We start from the raw sequence: 14435 nt of genomic DNA on the forward strand, positions 1-14435 counted from the left end.
GCCGGCGCCGCCGGCCTGATGTGCGCACAGCTCAGCGCCCGCCGTGGCCGCCGGGTACTGGTGCTCGACCACGCCAACAAACCGGGCAAGAAAATCCTCATGTCCGGCGGCGGCCGCTGCAACTTCACCAACATGTATACCGAGCCAGGCAACTTCCTCTCGCAGAATGCACACTTCTGCAAATCGGCCCTGGCCCGCTACACCCAATGGGACTTCATCGAGCTGGTGTGCAAGCACGGCGTGGCCTACCACGAGAAGAAGCTCGGCCAGCTGTTCTGCGACAACAAGGCCAACGACATCCTCGACATGCTGCTGGCCGAATGCGACGAGGCCGGCGCCGAGATCCGCATGCACACCAGCATCGAGCAGATCGAGAAGACCGAAAGCGGCTACCTGCTGCAGACCAGCGGCGGCCAGTTCGCCTGCCAGTCGCTGGTGATCGCCACCGGCGGCCTTTCGATCCCGACCCTGGGTGCCACCGGCTTCGGCTACCAGGTGGCCCGCCAGTTCGGCCACACGCTGCTGCCGACCCGCGCAGGGCTGGTGCCGTTCACCATCACCGAGCCCCAGCTTAAGGCACTGTGCACCGAGCTTTCGGGCACTTCGCTGGATTGCACCGCCAGCTGCAACGGCACCAGCTTCCGCGAGAACCTGCTGTTTACCCATCGCGGCCTCAGCGGCCCGGCGATTTTGCAGATATCGTCGTTCTGGGAAGCCGGTGACACGGTCGAGATCAACCTGCTGCCCGACCGTGATGCACTGACCTGGCTGCAACAGATGCAAGCCGAACGCGCCAACGCCGAGCTGAAGACCGTGCTGGGCGAGGTGTTTACCCGCAAGCTGGCCAACCTGCTGGCCGAGCAGTGGTTCGAGTCCCGGCCCATGAAGCAGTACACCCCGGCAGAACTGGCACAGATCGCCGAGAAGCTGGCGAGCTGGCAGGTGGTGCCGGCCGGCACCGAGGGTTATCGCACAGCCGAAGTGACCCTGGGCGGCGTGGATACCCGCGAGGTGTCGTCCAAGACCATGGAATCGCTGAAGAGCCCCGGGCTGTATTTCATTGGTGAGGTGTTGGATGTGACTGGCCACCTGGGCGGTTTCAACTTCCAGTGGGCCTGGGCCTCCGCCAACGCCGCGGCGCAGTTCGTGTAGAGTAGAATCCATTCAGCAGCACGGAACGCTTCTTGCTGGCCGTGCTGCAATGCATTCCATTTGCTCACTGCCTAGCAGGCCATCATGTCATCGAGCTCGTTCCGTCAGTCACTGCGTCGCCTGTGGGGTCAAGACAAGTTCAGCTACAGCATCCGGGTCACCATCGCCCTCACCGGCAGCCTGGCCCTGTGCTGGTACCAGAACGAAATGGCCCTGCTGATTCCGCTGTTCCTCGGCATCATCGCCAGTGCCCTGGCCGAAACCGATGACAGCTGGCAGGGCCGCCTCAGCGCGCTGGCCGTCACCCTGGTGTGTTTTGCCATCGCCGCACTGGCGGTCGAACTGCTGTTCCCCTACCCGTGGGTATTCGCCATTGCCCTGGCCTTGGCGGCCTTCGGCCTTACCATGCTCGGTGCCTTGGGCGAACGCTATGGCGCCATCGCTTCAGCGACCCTGATCACTGCGGTGTACACCATGATCGGCGTGGACCAGCGCGGCGGCCAGGTCACCGACTTCTGGCACGAACCACTGCTGCTGGTGGCGGGTGCAGCCTGGTACGGGCTGCTGTCGGTGCTGTGGCAGGCGCTGTTTTCCAACCAGCCGGTGCAGCAGAGCCTGGCCAAGCTGTTCTTCGAGCTGGGCAGCTACCTCAAGCTCAAGGCCAGCCTGTTCGAACCCATCCGCACCCTCGACGTCGAAGCCCGGCGCCTGGAGCTGGCCCAGCAGAACGGCAAGGTAGTGGCAGCGCTCAACGCGGCCAAGGAAATCATCCTGCACCGGGTGGGCAACAGCCAGCCGAACTCCAAGGTCAGCCGCTACCTCAAGCTGTACTTCCTGGCCCAGGACATCCATGAACGGGTCAGTGCTTCGCACTATCCCTACAACGCCCTGACCGAGGCCTTTTTCCACAGCGACGTGATGTTCCGTTGCCAACGACTGCTGCGCAAGCAAGGCTCATCCTGCCAGGAACTGGCCCGCTCGATCCGCCTGCGCCAGCCATTCGTGCTGGCCAGCGGTTATCCCGAAGCCCTCGAAGACCTCAACGCCTCGCTGGAACACCTGCGCACGCAGAACAACCCGGCCTGGCGTGGCCTGTTGCGCTCGCTGCGCGCGCTGGCGGCCAACCTGGCGACGCTCGACCGCCTGCTCAGCGCCGCCAGCAACCCGGACAGCCTGGCCGACACCAGCGACAGCAGCCTCCTCGACCGCTCGCCACGCTCACTGAAGGACGTGTGGACCCGCCTGCGCACCCAACTGACTCCGACCTCGCTGCTGTTCCGCCATGCCCTGCGCCTACCCCTGGCGTTGTCGATCGGCTATGGCATGGTGCACCTGATCCACCCCACCCAGGGCTACTGGATCATCCTCACCACGCTGTTCGTGTGCCAGCCCAACTACGGCGCGACCCGGCGCAAGCTGGTGCAGCGGATAGCCGGCACCGCCGTCGGCCTGACAGTGGGCTGGGTATTGTTCGACCTGTTCCCCAACCCGGTCATCCAGTCGTTGTTCGCAGTAGTCGCCGGGGTGGTGTTCTTCGTCAACCGCACCACCCGTTACACCTTGGCCACGGCCGCGATCACCCTGATGGTGCTGTTCTGCTTCAACCAGATCGGCGATGGCTATGGCCTGTTCCTGCCGCGCCTGTTCGATACCCTGGTCGGCAGCCTGATCGCCATTCTCGCGGTGTTCCTGTTCCTCCCCGACTGGCAGGGGCGGCGGCTGAACAAGGCGCTGGCCAATACGCTGGCCTGCGCCAGCGTGTACCTGCGGCAGATCATGCAGCAATATGCCCACGGCAAGCGCGATGACCTGGCCTACCGCCTGGCCCGGCGCAACGCCCACAACGCCGACGCGGCGCTGTCCACCACCCTGGCCAACATGCTGATGGAACCGGGGCATTTCCGGAAGGAGGCCGACGTCGGCTTCCGCTTCCTGGTGCTGTCGCATACCTTGCTCAGCTACCTCTCGGGGCTGGGAGCGCACCGCGACACGGCCTTGCCGGCGGAGGTGCAGGAGCAGTTGATCGAAGGTGCCGGGCAAAGCCTGGCCAGCAGCCTGGACGAGATTGCCAACGGCCTGGCCGCGCGGCTGCCGGTGGCGATTCACAGTGATGCCGAAGAAGCGCTGGCCAATGCCCTGGAGCAGATGCCGGAAGAGCTGGACGAGCACCAACGGCTGGTGCAGACGCAGTTGGCGTTGATCTGCCGGCAGTTGGGGCCGCTGCGGACCCTGGCCGCGCATTTGATCAAGGAAGGTGCACCGGCCTGAGTTGTATATCGCCTGTGCGGGCCACTTCGCGGGTAAACCCGCGAAGAGACCGGCACAGGCGATATAGATCAGAAACCATGCTGGCGCATGAGCCGCGCATAGCTGCCATCCGCCTTCATCGCCGCAATCGCCTGCTCGAAGCGCTCGACGATCCGCTCGTGCTCCGGGTTTTTCAGGCTGACCAGGATATGCAGGGTATTCTCCCCCAACGGTGGCTCCACCAGCATCACCCCATCGCGTACCTCCGGCAGTTCGCGCTGCAAGTTGTAACGGGCCACGTACTCGTCTTCCACCGCCAGGTCCACCCGCCCCGCCGCCAGCATGCGTACCGCAGAAGGAAAGTTGCGCACCACCACCTTGTGCAGGCGGGTGTCGCGGTCGAACTCGGGGGAATAGGCGTAATCACGCACCACAGCGATACTGTACGGGTACAAGTCTGACTGGCGCTTGTAGCGAAACGCCTCGCCCTTGCGCTGCAGCAGGCGAATACGGTTGACCAGGTAGGCTTTGGAAAACTGCCCGATGCTGGCGCGCGAGTCGTTGTACCAGGCGTTGATCAACACGTCGTAACGCCCCTCGCTCACCCCCAGCAGAGCCCGCGCCCACGGTGCCTCTTCGACCCCGCTGGGGTAGCCGGCGCGGGACAGTGCCGTGGTGACGAGGCTGGTCGCCAGGCCACCGCCCGGCATGTTGGCATCGGTGAACGGCGGCCAGCTGTCGGCCACCAGGCGCAGCTTTTCGCGACCCAGGGCGGGTGTTGCAAGCATTATCGCCAGCAATCCCAGAACACAAAACAGTGGCCGCATGCTCACGTCCTTTTGCAGTGGAGGGCACACACTGGCGATGAGATTACACAAAGCCGTTGCCGAGGGCAGCGGCCAATAGTGTCATTTAGCCTCTATTTTGGCCGTGACACATACATCATGCGATGATCGACGGCCCACCCAAGGAGTTCGCGCCAATGTCCATCGACTGGCTCTGCAAGCACCACACCGATCTTAGCAAGGACCAGCTCTACGCCATTCTGCAATTACGCACTGAAGTGTTCGTGGTCGAGCAACGCTGCGCCTATCAGGAAGTCGATGGCCAGGACCTGACCGGCGATACCCTGCACCTGATGGGCTGGCAGGATGACAAGCTGGTGGCCTACCTGCGCCTGCTCGACCCGCAATCCCAGGGCGGGGACGTGGTGATCGGGCGGGTGGTGACTGCACCTGCGGCACGTGAGCTGAAGCTGGGGCATACCTTGCTGCTCAAGGGGTTGGAGGCAGCGGAGCATTGCTGGCCGGGGGTGCCGGTCTATCTGTCGGCGCAGGCGCATTTGCAGGCGTTCTATGCCCGGCATGGGTTCGAGGTAGTGGGCGAAGAATATCTTGAGGACGACATTCCGCATATCGGGATGCGCAAGGGTTGAAATCGCCGGGGGGCTTCGCCCCCTCAGGGATACCCCAGCACTTCGCGAAGCTGCCGCAGGTGCTGGATGATCCACTGCTTGTCGATCGCCCCCCAGTCATGAATGCGGTAATGCCCGGCGTGGTTGCGCGCGCCTTCCTGCTGTTCGAACTCGCAGACGATATCCAGGTCGGCCAGCGCCGCAATGGTGTCCTGGGCGGTGCGCCGGGGCATGCCGGTAGCCTCCATCAGGGCCGGCACGCTGGTCGCGGTCTGGCTGTCGATCAGCCAGGCCACGTACAGGCGGCGGTAGAAGCTGCTCTTGGTCTTGCTCACTTCCATGCTGCGTGGTCCTTAACAGTTGCCCGGCAGCTCCCGATAGGTCAGGTAGACGCGCAGGTCGAATTCCAGTTGGTGATAGTCCGGCTCCATGTGCTGGCAGAGCTGGTAGAACGCCTTGTTGTGGTCGCGCTCGCGCAGGTGTGCCAGTTCATGCACCACGATCATGCGCAAGAATTGCGGCGCGGCCTCCTTGAACAGCGAGGCAATGCGGATTTCCTTCTTCGCCTTGAGCTTGCCGCCCTGCACCCTCGATATCGCCGTATTCAGGCCCAGGGCCCGATGGGTCAGGTCGAGACGATTGTCGAACAGAACCTTGTCCAGGCTCGGCGCGCTGCGCAGGTATTGCTGGCGCAAATCCTGGGCATAGCCGTACAACGCCTTGTCGCTCTGCACGTCATGGCGGTCGGGGTAGCGGCGCTGCAGGTACTCGCCGAGACGGTCGCTGTCGATCATCTGCCGCACCTGCTGCTGCAGGTGCGGTGGGTAGGCTTGCAGGTATCGTAATACGGTCATGGGGCTGCATTCGGTGTAACGAAAGCCGATTCTAGCCAATCATGGCCCCGGCCAGGAGAAAATTGCCGGGAAGCTGCTGGCATCCGTGGCGGTCATCGGGTATGCCACCAGGAACCCCTGCACGTACTCACAGCCATTGGCCTTGAGCCAGGCCGCCTGGGCCGGGGTTTCCACCCCCTCGGCGATTACCGTGATGCTGTAGTCGGCGCACAGGCCGATGACGCTGCGCACCAGCGCGGCATCCTCCGCCGAGTCGGGCAGGCGCGCCACCAGGTGGCGGTCGAGCTTGAGGGTATCGATCGGCAGGTCGCGCAACATGCGCAACGAACAGTCGCCGGCACCAAAGTCATCCAGCGCCACCCGCACCCCCAGCTCGCGCAAACGATGTATCTGCTTCACCGCCGCATCGATGTTGTACATCAGCGAGGTTTCCGCCACCTCTACTTCCAGCTGCGCCGGGTCCAGCTGGTAAAGCTGGATGACCCGGTGCAGTTCGTCGACCAGGCTGGGCATGGCGAACTGCGCGCGGCTCAGGCTGATACCGAGCACCAGGTCCGCCGGGTAACGCTGGCACCAGGCCTGGCGCTGAGCCGCGCCCTGGCGGTAGATCCAGCTGGCCAGGCGGTTGATCAGGCGCGCCTCTTCCAGCAACGGGATGAACAGCCCCGGCGGAACGTCGCCGACACTGGGATGCTGCCAACGCAGCAAGGCCTCGAAGCCACGCAGGCGGCCATCGTTGAAGCCAACCTGCGGCTGGTAAACCAGAGTGAAGTCTTGTTGCTCCACGGCCGCGCGTACACTGTCCTCGAGCATCAGCCGCGAACGCGCCCGGCCATTGAGCTCCTGATCGTAGAAGCGATACTGCTGGCGCCCGGCTTGCTTGGCCGCGTACATAGCCGCATCGGCCGCACGCAAGAGGCCTTCGACATTGGCGCCGCAATCCGGATAGGTGGCGATGCCGATGCTCACACCAAGGCTCACATCCAGCCCTTCCACCTGGTGGCTGATGGAAATGCGCTCCAGCAACCGCTCGGCATAGCGCCCGGCCTGCTCCGGGTAAGGCAGGCTGTCGAACAGCGCGGTGAACTCGTCGCCGCCCATGCGCGCCAACAACGCTTCACTGCCCAGGCAATCCTTGAGCTGTTCGGCCACCCAGTGCAGCACCCGATCGCCAGCGTCGTGGCCGAGCGAGTCGTTGATGCGCTTGAAGCCATCCAGGTCCATGTACATCAGTGCCTGCGCCTTGTCCGAGCGCTCGTTGCGCAGCAGTGCACCTTCGGCGGCCTGATAGAACCCGCGGCGGTTGAGCAAGCCGGTAAGCGGGTCGGTGACGGCCTGGTATTCCAGCTGCTGGTGCAGGTTGCGCACCACCGACATGTCCAGCACGGTAACCACCATGGCTTGCTGTTCTGTCGGCAGCGGTGCACAAGACAACGCGACCGGCACCAGCTCGCCGCCAAGGGTGCGCAACTGGGCATCGTGCACGCGGAAGATGCGCCGCCCAAGGTAGGCCTGGTAGAACTCCGATTCGCTCCACAGGCTGGCACTGGCCAGTTGCACCAGGTCGAGCAGTTGGGCGCCCTGCAACTGCTGCACCGGAGCTGACAACAAACGGGAAATGGCCGGGTTGGCAAAGCTGATGATGCCCTGGGCATCCACTACCAGAATCCCCTCGGCAGCGTTCTCCAGGATCGACGCGTTGAACGCCCTGGCCGCTTCCAGCTCACGGGTCAGGCGCTGCAGCATGCGTCGGTTGCGCTGCTGGTCAAGCAGAGCCTGGACCTTGGGCTTGAGAATCTGCGGGTCGAACGGTTTGAACATGTAGTCCACGGCGCCGCTGGCGTAGCCCTTGAGCACGGCCGCTTCGGACTGTTCATTGGCGGTGAGGAAGATGATCGGGGTCAGCCGGGTACGCTGGCTGCCGCGCATCAGCCGGGCGACTTCGAAGCCGTCCATCTCCGGCATCTGTACATCCAGCAGGACCAGGTCGACATCATGCTCGAGCAACGCGCTCAGGGCTTCCATCCCCGAGCTTGCCGTCAGCACCTGCCAATCCTGGCGGGCCAGCAATGCCCGCATGCTGATGAGGTTTTCGGGGTAATCGTCTACCACCAGAAGAACCGAGCAGCCATCCAGTGGCTGAGGTTGGGGGTGAGGGTGAGCGCCATCCATGCTGCTTCTCTATTATGTGACCGACTTCAAGATACGGTTGGATCCACTAGTACTCTAGACCTGAGCGGATAACACGCAATGCAATCAGAACGCTATCAGTGCCTCAACTATACGGTAGCCGACTAACGGTCGCTTTGCCGGCACAGGCATGAGGTTCTAACACCCAAAAATGAAAAAACCCGCATCGCTGCGGGCTTTTTCATTAATACCAGAAGATTAGTTGACCTTGGCGGCCAGCTCACCTTTCAGGTAGCGCTGGTACATGCCTTCCAGGGAGATCGGCTTGATCTTCGAGGCATTGCCAGCGGTGCCGAAGGCTTCGTAACGGGCGATGCACACGTCACGCATGGCCTTGACGGTTTCACCGAAGAACTTGCGAGGGTCGAACTCGCTCGGGTTCTGCGCCATCAGGCGGCGCATGGCACCGGTGGAAGCCAGACGCAGGTCGGTATCGATGTTGACCTTGCGCACGCCATGCTTGATACCTTCGACGATTTCCTCGACCGGTACACCGTAGGTTTCCTTGATGTCGCCGCCGTACTGGTTGATGATCGCCAGCCACTCTTGCGGTACCGAGGACGAACCGTGCATCACCAGGTGGGTGTTCGGGATGCGCTTGTGGATTTCCTTGATGCGGTCGATGGCCAGCACGTCACCGGTTGGTGGCTTGGTGAACTTGTAGGCACCGTGGCTGGTACCGATGGCGATCGCCAGGGCGTCGACCTGGGTCTTCTTGACGAAGTCGGCAGCCTCTTCCGGGTCGGTCAGCATCTGGCTGTGGTCCAGCAAGCCTTCGGCGCCAATGCCGTCTTCTTCACCGGCCATGCCGGTTTCCAGCGAACCCAGGCAGCCCAGCTCGCCTTCTACCGAAACGCCGCAGGCGTGTGCCATGGCAACGGTCTGCTGGGTAACGCGGACGTTGTACTCGTAATCGGTCGGGGTCTTGCCGTCTTCACCCAGCGAGCCGTCCATCATCACCGAGCTGAAGCCCAGCTGGATAGAGCGTTGGCAGACGTCAGGGCTGGTGCCGTGGTCCTGGTGCATGCACACCGGGATATGCGGGAATTCTTCGATGGCCGCCAGGATCAGGTGACGCAGGAACGGGGCACCGGCGTATTTGCGAGCACCGGCCGAGGCCTGCACGATCACCGGGGAGTCGGTCTTGTCGGCCGCTTCCATGATGGCGCGCATCTGCTCGAGGTTGTTGACGTTGAAAGCTGGTACGCCGTAACCGAACTCGGCGGCGTGGTCCAGCATCTGGCGCATGCTAATGAGTGCCATTGTGTATCTCTCTCCCGACAAGCGTCGTTTGTTTCGTGCAAGCCTGCCGCAGGGGCGGTTGCTGTTCAAGTAGTGTGGGCCACCCTCGCGGCCCGGCCAGTCACGGTGCCTTGCAGCCCCGCCCAATCAGATCGTTGGTTGCCACCCAGTACACCAGGCCTTCTTCGCCCTTGGTGTGGAAGGCCAGCATGCCATCGCTGTACAGCGCACCCGAAGCACCCGGCTCGGCCTTGAGCCGGTAGACCTGGTCGCCGCCACCAAGGCGCACATCGACCTGGTCGCGCTGCGCATCGGCGAAGCGCCACAGCACCTCCGCCTGGGTGTCGCAGACCCAACGGGTCCAGTCGTCTGCCGGGGCGGGTTGCGCCGGCTTCAGCAGCGAGCATCCTGCCAGTGTCGCCAGGGCCGTCACGGCCAAAAGCGCTTTCATTACATATCCTCTAGATGACCACGCAGCGGTCGCTTGGTTGCCCGCCCCGACGAAATGCCGGACTCAAGGACAACCCGGTGCCTTGCGCTGGTGGTCTTCGTCGTACTTTTCCAGGCCTTCCGGGCCCACGCGCTTGCTGATGACCGGCACGGTCTCGGCCTGCCACTCGGACTGGTAGCAACCGCCCTTGGGCGGCTGCGCCGTGTCGGCATCCGAGGCCGGGCCGCCAGCGCATGCGCTCAGCAGGCCAGCCAGCATCATCACAGGCAATTGCTTGACCATCAGGCCGCTCCCTTTGCCAAGCGCCGCCGTCATCAGGCCTTGGCCCGCTCTTCCAGGATTGCCACGGCCGGCAGGACCTTGCCCTCGACGAACTCGAGGAAGGCGCCACCACCGGTAGAAATGTAGGAGATATCGGCGCCAACGCCATATTTGTCGATGGCTGCCAGGGTGTCACCGCCACCGGCGATGGAGAACGCGGCGCTGTCAGCGATGGCCTTGGCCAGCACTTTGGTGCCGTTGCCGAACTGGTCGAACTCGAATACGCCGACCGGGCCGTTCCACAGGATGGTCTTCGACGACTTCAGCAACTCGGCGAATTGGGCTGCGGTTTTCGGGCCGATGTCCAGGATCATGTCGTCAGCGGCAACGTCGGCAATGGCCTTTACGGTGGCTTCGGCGCTCTCGGCGAACTCCTTGGCAACCACCACGTCGACCGGCAGAGGCACACTGACCTTGGCGGCGATGGCCTTGGCTGTTTCGACCAGGTCAGGCTCGTACAGCGACTTGCCCACCGGGTGGCCGGCTGCGGCCAGGAAGGTATTGGCGATACCGCCACCAACGATAAGCTGGTCGCAGACCGAGCTCAGGCTGTTCAGCACGTCCAGCTTGGTGGAGACCTTGGAGCCGGCAACGATGGCTGCCATCGGCTTGGCCGGGGCCTTCAGGGCCTTGCCCAGGGCGTCCAGCTCGGCTGCCAGCAGCGGGCCGGCAGCAGCGACCTTGGCGAACTTGGCAACGCCATGGGTCGAACCTTCTGCACGGTGGGCAGTACCGAAAGCGTCCATGACGAACACGTCGCACAGGGCTGCGTACTTCTGCGCCAGCTCGTCGGCGTTTTTCTTTTCGCCCTTGTTGAAGCGCACGTTCTCGAACAGCACCAGGTCACCAGCCTTGACCTCGACACCATCCAGGTAGTCGGCGACCAGCGGAACATCGCGGCCCAGGGCCTTGCTCAGGTAGTCGGCGACCGGCTTGAGGCTGTTCTCGGCAGAGAACTCACCCTCTGTCGGGCGGCCCAGGTGCGAGCAGACCATTACCGCCGCGCCCTTCTCCAGGGCCAGCTTGATGGTCGGCAGCGCTGCCAGGATACGCGCGTCGCTAGCTACCACACCGTCCTTCACAGGCACGTTGAGGTCTTCGCGGATCAGTACGCGCTTACCTTGCAGGTCGAGGTCGGTCATCTTCAACACGGTCATGAATGCAGTCCTTCAGGGCTGTTTGTTGCGGGTTGGGTGGACGACGTGCAGATAGTGTTCGGCAACGTCGAGCATACGGTTGGCGAACCCCCATTCGTTGTCGAACCAGGCCAGCAGGTTCACCAGGCGGGGGCCGGAAACACGGGTCTGACTGGCATCGACGATCGCCGAGTGCGGGTCATGGTTGAAATCACAGCTGGCGTGGGGCAACTCGGTGTAGGCCAGCAAGCCTTTCAGCGGGCCTTCCAGCGCCGCCTCGCGCAGCACCCGGTTGACTTCGGCCGCGCTGGTATCGCGGGCGGTCTGCAGGGTGATGTCCAGGCACGAGACGTTGACGGTCGGTACGCGTACCGCTTTGGCCTGGATTCGCCCGGCAAGTTCCGGAAGCAGGCGCTCGATGCCACGCGCCAGACCAGTGGACACCGGGATCACCGACTGGAAGGCCGAACGCGTGCGTCGCAGGTCTTCGTGGTGGTAGGCGTCGATCACCGGCTGGTCGTTCATCGCCGAGTGGATAGTGGTGATCTGCACATACTCGATGCCGAATGCCTGGTCCAGTACACGCAACAGCGGCACGCCGCAGTTGGTGGTACACGAGGCGTTGGACACCAGGCGCTCGTTACCGGTCAGGCAGGCCTGGTTCACGCCATAGACCACCGTGGCATCGACGTCGGCCTCGCTGGCCATCGGCTGCGAGAACAGCACCCGCGGCGCGCCGGCATCGAGGAAGCGCTGGCCATCGGCGCGGGTGTGGTAGGCGCCGGAGCATTCCAGCACCAGGTCGATGTCCAGGGCGGCCCAGTCGATGCCTTCCGGGGTGGCACTGCGCATCACCTTCACGCAGTCACCATTGATATGCAGACAGTCACCATCGACCTTCACCTCACCGGGGAAACGCCCATGGGTGGAGTCGAAGCGTGTCAGGTATTCCAGGCTGGCCTGGTCGGCCAGGTCGTTCAGCGCGACGATCTCGAAACCGGCCTTTGCCCCCCGCTCGAACAGCGCGCGCAGGACACAGCGGCCGATACGGCCATAACCGTTGAGTGCAACTTTGTAGGGACGCAGGTGGGGCATTCGTTGGCTCGCTAACGCATGATGGCTGTTGGGGCCGCGTTGCGGCCCATCGCGACGCAAGGCCGCTCCCACAGGTACCGCGTACGCAGTACCTTGTGGGAGCGGCCTTGTGTCGCGAAACGAGGGCGAAGCCCTCGCCTTACGCCTGTATCAGTCTTCCAGCAGCTCTTCGGCGGTACCCAGGATGTTCTCCAGGGTGAAGCCGAACTCTTCGAACAGTGCCGAAGCCGGCGCCGACTCACCGTAGGTGGTCATGCCGATGATACGACCTTCCAGGCCGACGTACTTGTACCAGAAGTCGGCGTGAGCGGCTTCGATGGCAATGCGCGCCCCCACTTCCAGTGGCAGCACGGACTGCTTGTAGGCAGCGTCCTGGGCATCGAATACGCTGGTGCACGGCATGGAAACCACACGCACCTTGCGGCCTTGTTCGGTCAGTTTGGCGTGCGCCTGAACAGCAAGGCCCACTTCGGAACCGGTGGCGATCAGGATCAGCTCAGGCTCGCCGGCGCAATCCTTGAGCACGTAGCCGCCACGGCTGATGTCGGCGATCTGCTGGGCGTTGCGGCCCTGGTGCTGCAGGTTCTGGCGCGAGAAGATCAGAGCCGAAGGGCCGTCCTTGCGCTCCAGGGCGCTTTTCCAGGACACGGCGGATTCCACCGCATCGGCTGGGCGCCAGGTGTCCAGGTTCGGCGTGCTGCGCAGGCTGGTCAGCTGCTCGATCGGCTGGTGAGTCGGGCCGTCTTCGCCCAGGCCGATGGAATCGTGGGTGTAGACGTGGATCACGCGCTGCTTCATAAGCGCCGACATGCGCACGGCGTTGCGGGCGTATTCCATGAACATCAGGAAGGTCGCGCCGTAAGGCACCAGGCCACCGTGCAGGGCAACGCCGTTCATGATGGCGGTCATGCCGAACTCGCGCACGCCGTAGAACACGTAGTTGCCGCTGGCGTCGTTGGCTTCGACACCCTTGCAGCCCTTCCACAGGGTCAGGTTGGAACCGGCCAGGTCGGCCGAACCGCCGAGGAACTCCGGCAGCAGTGGGCCGAATGCGTTCAGGGCGTTCTGGCTGGCCTTGCGGCTGGCGATGGTTTCACCCTTGGCGGCCACTTCGTTGATGTAGGCCTGGGCTTTCTCGCTGAAATCGGCAGGCAGGTCACCGGCGGCGCGGCGCTTGAACTCGGCAGCCAGCTCCGGGTAGGCCTTGGCGTAGGCGTCGAAGCGCTGGTTCCAGTCGGCTTCGGCCTTGGCACCGGCAGCCTTGGCGTCCCACTCGGCGTAGATCTCGGCCGGGATTTCGAACGGGCCGTGGTTCCAGTTCAGTTCCTTGCGGGCCAGGGCGATTTCGTCGTTGCCCAGCGGTGCGCCGTGGCAGTCTTCCTTGCCCTGCTTGTTAGGCGAGCCGAAACCGATGATGGTCTTGCAGCAGATCAGGGTCGGGCGATCGCTCTTGCGAGCGGTCTCGATGGCGGTCTTGATCTCGTCGGCGTCATGGCCGTCGACGTTGCGGATCACCTGCCAGTTGTACGCTTCGAAACGCGCCGGGGTGTTGTCGGTGAACCAGCCGTGCACTTCGCCGTCGATGGAAATGCCGTTGTCGTCGTAGAAGGCGATCAGCTTGTTCAGGCCCAGGGTGCCGGCCAGCGAGGCGACTTCGTGGGAGATACCTTCCATCATGCAGCCGTCGCCGAGGAACACGTAGGTGTTGTGGTCGACGACGGTGTGGCCGTCACGGTTGAACTGGGCGGCGAGCACTTTTTCGGCCAGGGCGAAGCCCACGGCGTTGGCGATACCCTGGCCGAGCGGGCCGGTGGTGGTCTCGACGCCCGGGGTGTAGCCGTATTCCGGGTGGCCCGGGGTGCGGCTGTGCAGCTGGCGGAAGCCTTTGATGTCATCGATGGTGACGTCGTAGCCGGTCAGGTGCAGCAGCGAGTAGATCAGCATCGAACCGTGGCCGTTGGACAGCACGAAGCGGTCACGGTCGGCAAAGTTCGGGTTGCTCGGGTTGTGCTTCAGATAGTCGCGCCAAAGCACTTCGGCGATATCCGCCATGCCCATGGGGGCACCTGGGTGGCCGCTGTTGGCCTTTTGCACGGCATCCATGCTGAGGGCACGAATGGCGTTGGCACGTTCACGACGGCTGGGCATCGCTGATCTCCTGGGGGGCTTGAATAGGTGGTGTCACGAAAAAGGCGGCCATTTTCGCCCACTGGGGGGGCTTGGGGCAATGACGTATGGTCGCAGTCGGGGGATTTTCCTCTGATTGGCACTGATTTCGGGTAAAAATCCGGGGAACGGTGCTGGCTTCTTCGCGGGCTCGCCCGCTCCCCCAC

At 63.5% G+C, this 14435-nt stretch carries 13 protein-coding genes; 3 read left to right on the forward strand and 10 right to left on the reverse strand.

The features are described 5' to 3' along the window. Together ACK1U9_RS20115 and yccS are read left to right on the forward strand one after the other, a co-directional pair. Positions 1-1152, forward strand: a 1152-nt coding sequence (locus tag ACK1U9_RS20115; RefSeq protein ID WP_449110139.1) for an NAD(P)/FAD-dependent oxidoreductase, incomplete at its 5' end; no start/stop codon positions are given. 84 nt (positions 1153-1236) lie between these two features. Next, a complete protein-coding gene (yccS, locus tag ACK1U9_RS20120) occupies positions 1237-3420 on the forward strand; it encodes a YccS family putative transporter (protein ID WP_449110140.1) in 2184 nt (727 codons plus the stop codon). Positions 3421-3488: 68 nt separating this feature from the next. On the opposite strand, the gene ACK1U9_RS20125 is transcribed toward yccS, so the two are convergent. Beyond that, positions 3489-4226 carry a substrate-binding periplasmic protein gene (locus ACK1U9_RS20125; protein ID WP_108480778.1) on the reverse strand — a complete coding sequence of 246 codons (738 nt, stop codon included), beginning with the start codon at positions 4224-4226 and terminating at the stop codon, positions 3489-3491. Positions 4227-4381: 155 nt separating this feature from the next. On the opposite strand from ACK1U9_RS20125, the gene ACK1U9_RS20130 reads away from it, so the two are divergent. Then, entirely contained in the window at positions 4382-4834 is a 453-nt protein-coding gene (locus ACK1U9_RS20130; protein WP_046613401.1) for a GNAT family N-acetyltransferase, read from the forward strand. A gap of 23 nt (positions 4835-4857) precedes the next feature. On the opposite strand, the gene ACK1U9_RS20135 is transcribed toward ACK1U9_RS20130, so the two are convergent. The 9 genes from ACK1U9_RS20135 to tkt all read right to left on the reverse strand — a co-directional run bounded on the left by ACK1U9_RS20135 (position 4858) and on the right by tkt (position 14250). Beyond that, on the reverse strand, positions 4858-5154 hold the full coding sequence (locus ACK1U9_RS20135; RefSeq protein ID WP_046613403.1) for a winged helix-turn-helix domain-containing protein: 297 nt from the start codon (positions 5152-5154) through the stop codon (positions 4858-4860). A gap of 12 nt (positions 5155-5166) precedes the next feature. After that, a complete protein-coding gene (locus ACK1U9_RS20140; protein ID WP_085599791.1) occupies positions 5167-5667 on the reverse strand; it encodes a M48 metallopeptidase family protein in 501 nt (166 codons plus the stop codon). A gap of 39 nt (positions 5668-5706) precedes the next feature. Then, entirely contained in the window at positions 5707-7839 is a 2133-nt protein-coding gene (locus ACK1U9_RS20145; RefSeq protein ID WP_108480779.1) for a putative bifunctional diguanylate cyclase/phosphodiesterase, read from the reverse strand. A 216-nt stretch (positions 7840-8055) separates the two neighbouring features. Then, entirely contained in the window at positions 8056-9120 is a 1065-nt protein-coding gene (fba, locus tag ACK1U9_RS20150; protein ID WP_108480780.1) for a class II fructose-bisphosphate aldolase, read from the reverse strand. A 100-nt stretch (positions 9121-9220) separates the two neighbouring features. Beyond that, positions 9221-9550 carry an MliC family protein gene (locus ACK1U9_RS20155; protein ID WP_013974499.1) on the reverse strand — a complete coding sequence of 110 codons (330 nt, stop codon included), beginning with the start codon at positions 9548-9550 and terminating at the stop codon, positions 9221-9223. A gap of 63 nt (positions 9551-9613) precedes the next feature. After that, complete coding sequence (locus ACK1U9_RS20160) at positions 9614-9865, reverse strand: hypothetical protein (RefSeq protein WP_046613408.1); 252 nt, start codon at positions 9863-9865, stop codon at positions 9614-9616. Then, on the reverse strand, positions 9865-11028 hold the full coding sequence (locus tag ACK1U9_RS20165) for a phosphoglycerate kinase (RefSeq protein WP_046613409.1): 1164 nt from the start codon (positions 11026-11028) through the stop codon (positions 9865-9867). Before ACK1U9_RS20165 ends, ACK1U9_RS20160 begins: the two co-directional genes overlap by 1 nt. A 12-nt stretch (positions 11029-11040) precedes the next feature. Next, on the reverse strand, positions 11041-12102 hold the full coding sequence (gene epd, locus ACK1U9_RS20170) for an erythrose-4-phosphate dehydrogenase (RefSeq protein WP_013974502.1): 1062 nt from the start codon (positions 12100-12102) through the stop codon (positions 11041-11043). Between the two features lie 150 nt (positions 12103-12252). After that, the gene (tkt, locus tag ACK1U9_RS20175) at positions 12253-14250 is read right to left on the reverse strand and encodes a transketolase (RefSeq protein ID WP_108480781.1); all 1998 of its coding nucleotides are present in this window, start codon (positions 14248-14250) and stop codon (positions 12253-12255) included. Between the last annotated feature and the right edge of the window lie 185 nt (positions 14251-14435).

The organism is Pseudomonas sp. XP1 (assembly GCF_053557675.1).

Excerpts from the sequence above, each read along its gene's own strand:
- yccS (WP_449110140.1), top strand. The coding sequence starts at position 1,237 with ATGTCATCGAGCTCGTTCCGTCAGTCACTGCGTCGCCTGTGGGGTCAA.
- ACK1U9_RS20125 (WP_108480778.1), bottom strand. The coding sequence starts at position 4,226 with ATGCGGCCACTGTTTTGTGTTCTGGGATTGCTGGCGATAATGCTTGCA.
- ACK1U9_RS20130 (WP_046613401.1), top strand. The coding sequence starts at position 4,382 with ATGTCCATCGACTGGCTCTGCAAGCACCACACCGATCTTAGCAAGGAC.
- ACK1U9_RS20135 (WP_046613403.1), bottom strand. The coding sequence starts at position 5,154 with ATGGAAGTGAGCAAGACCAAGAGCAGCTTCTACCGCCGCCTGTACGTG.
- ACK1U9_RS20140 (WP_085599791.1), bottom strand. The coding sequence starts at position 5,667 with ATGACCGTATTACGATACCTGCAAGCCTACCCACCGCACCTGCAGCAG.
- ACK1U9_RS20145 (WP_108480779.1), bottom strand. The coding sequence starts at position 7,839 with ATGGATGGCGCTCACCCTCACCCCCAACCTCAGCCACTGGATGGCTGC.
- fba (WP_108480780.1), bottom strand. The coding sequence starts at position 9,120 with ATGGCACTCATTAGCATGCGCCAGATGCTGGACCACGCCGCCGAGTTC.
- ACK1U9_RS20155 (WP_013974499.1), bottom strand. The coding sequence starts at position 9,550 with ATGAAAGCGCTTTTGGCCGTGACGGCCCTGGCGACACTGGCAGGATGC.
- ACK1U9_RS20160 (WP_046613408.1), bottom strand. The coding sequence starts at position 9,865 with ATGACGGCGGCGCTTGGCAAAGGGAGCGGCCTGATGGTCAAGCAATTG.
- ACK1U9_RS20165 (WP_046613409.1), bottom strand. The coding sequence starts at position 11,028 with ATGACCGTGTTGAAGATGACCGACCTCGACCTGCAAGGTAAGCGCGTA.
- epd (WP_013974502.1), bottom strand. The coding sequence starts at position 12,102 with ATGCCCCACCTGCGTCCCTACAAAGTTGCACTCAACGGTTATGGCCGT.
- tkt (WP_108480781.1), bottom strand. The coding sequence starts at position 14,250 with ATGCCCAGCCGTCGTGAACGTGCCAACGCCATTCGTGCCCTCAGCATG.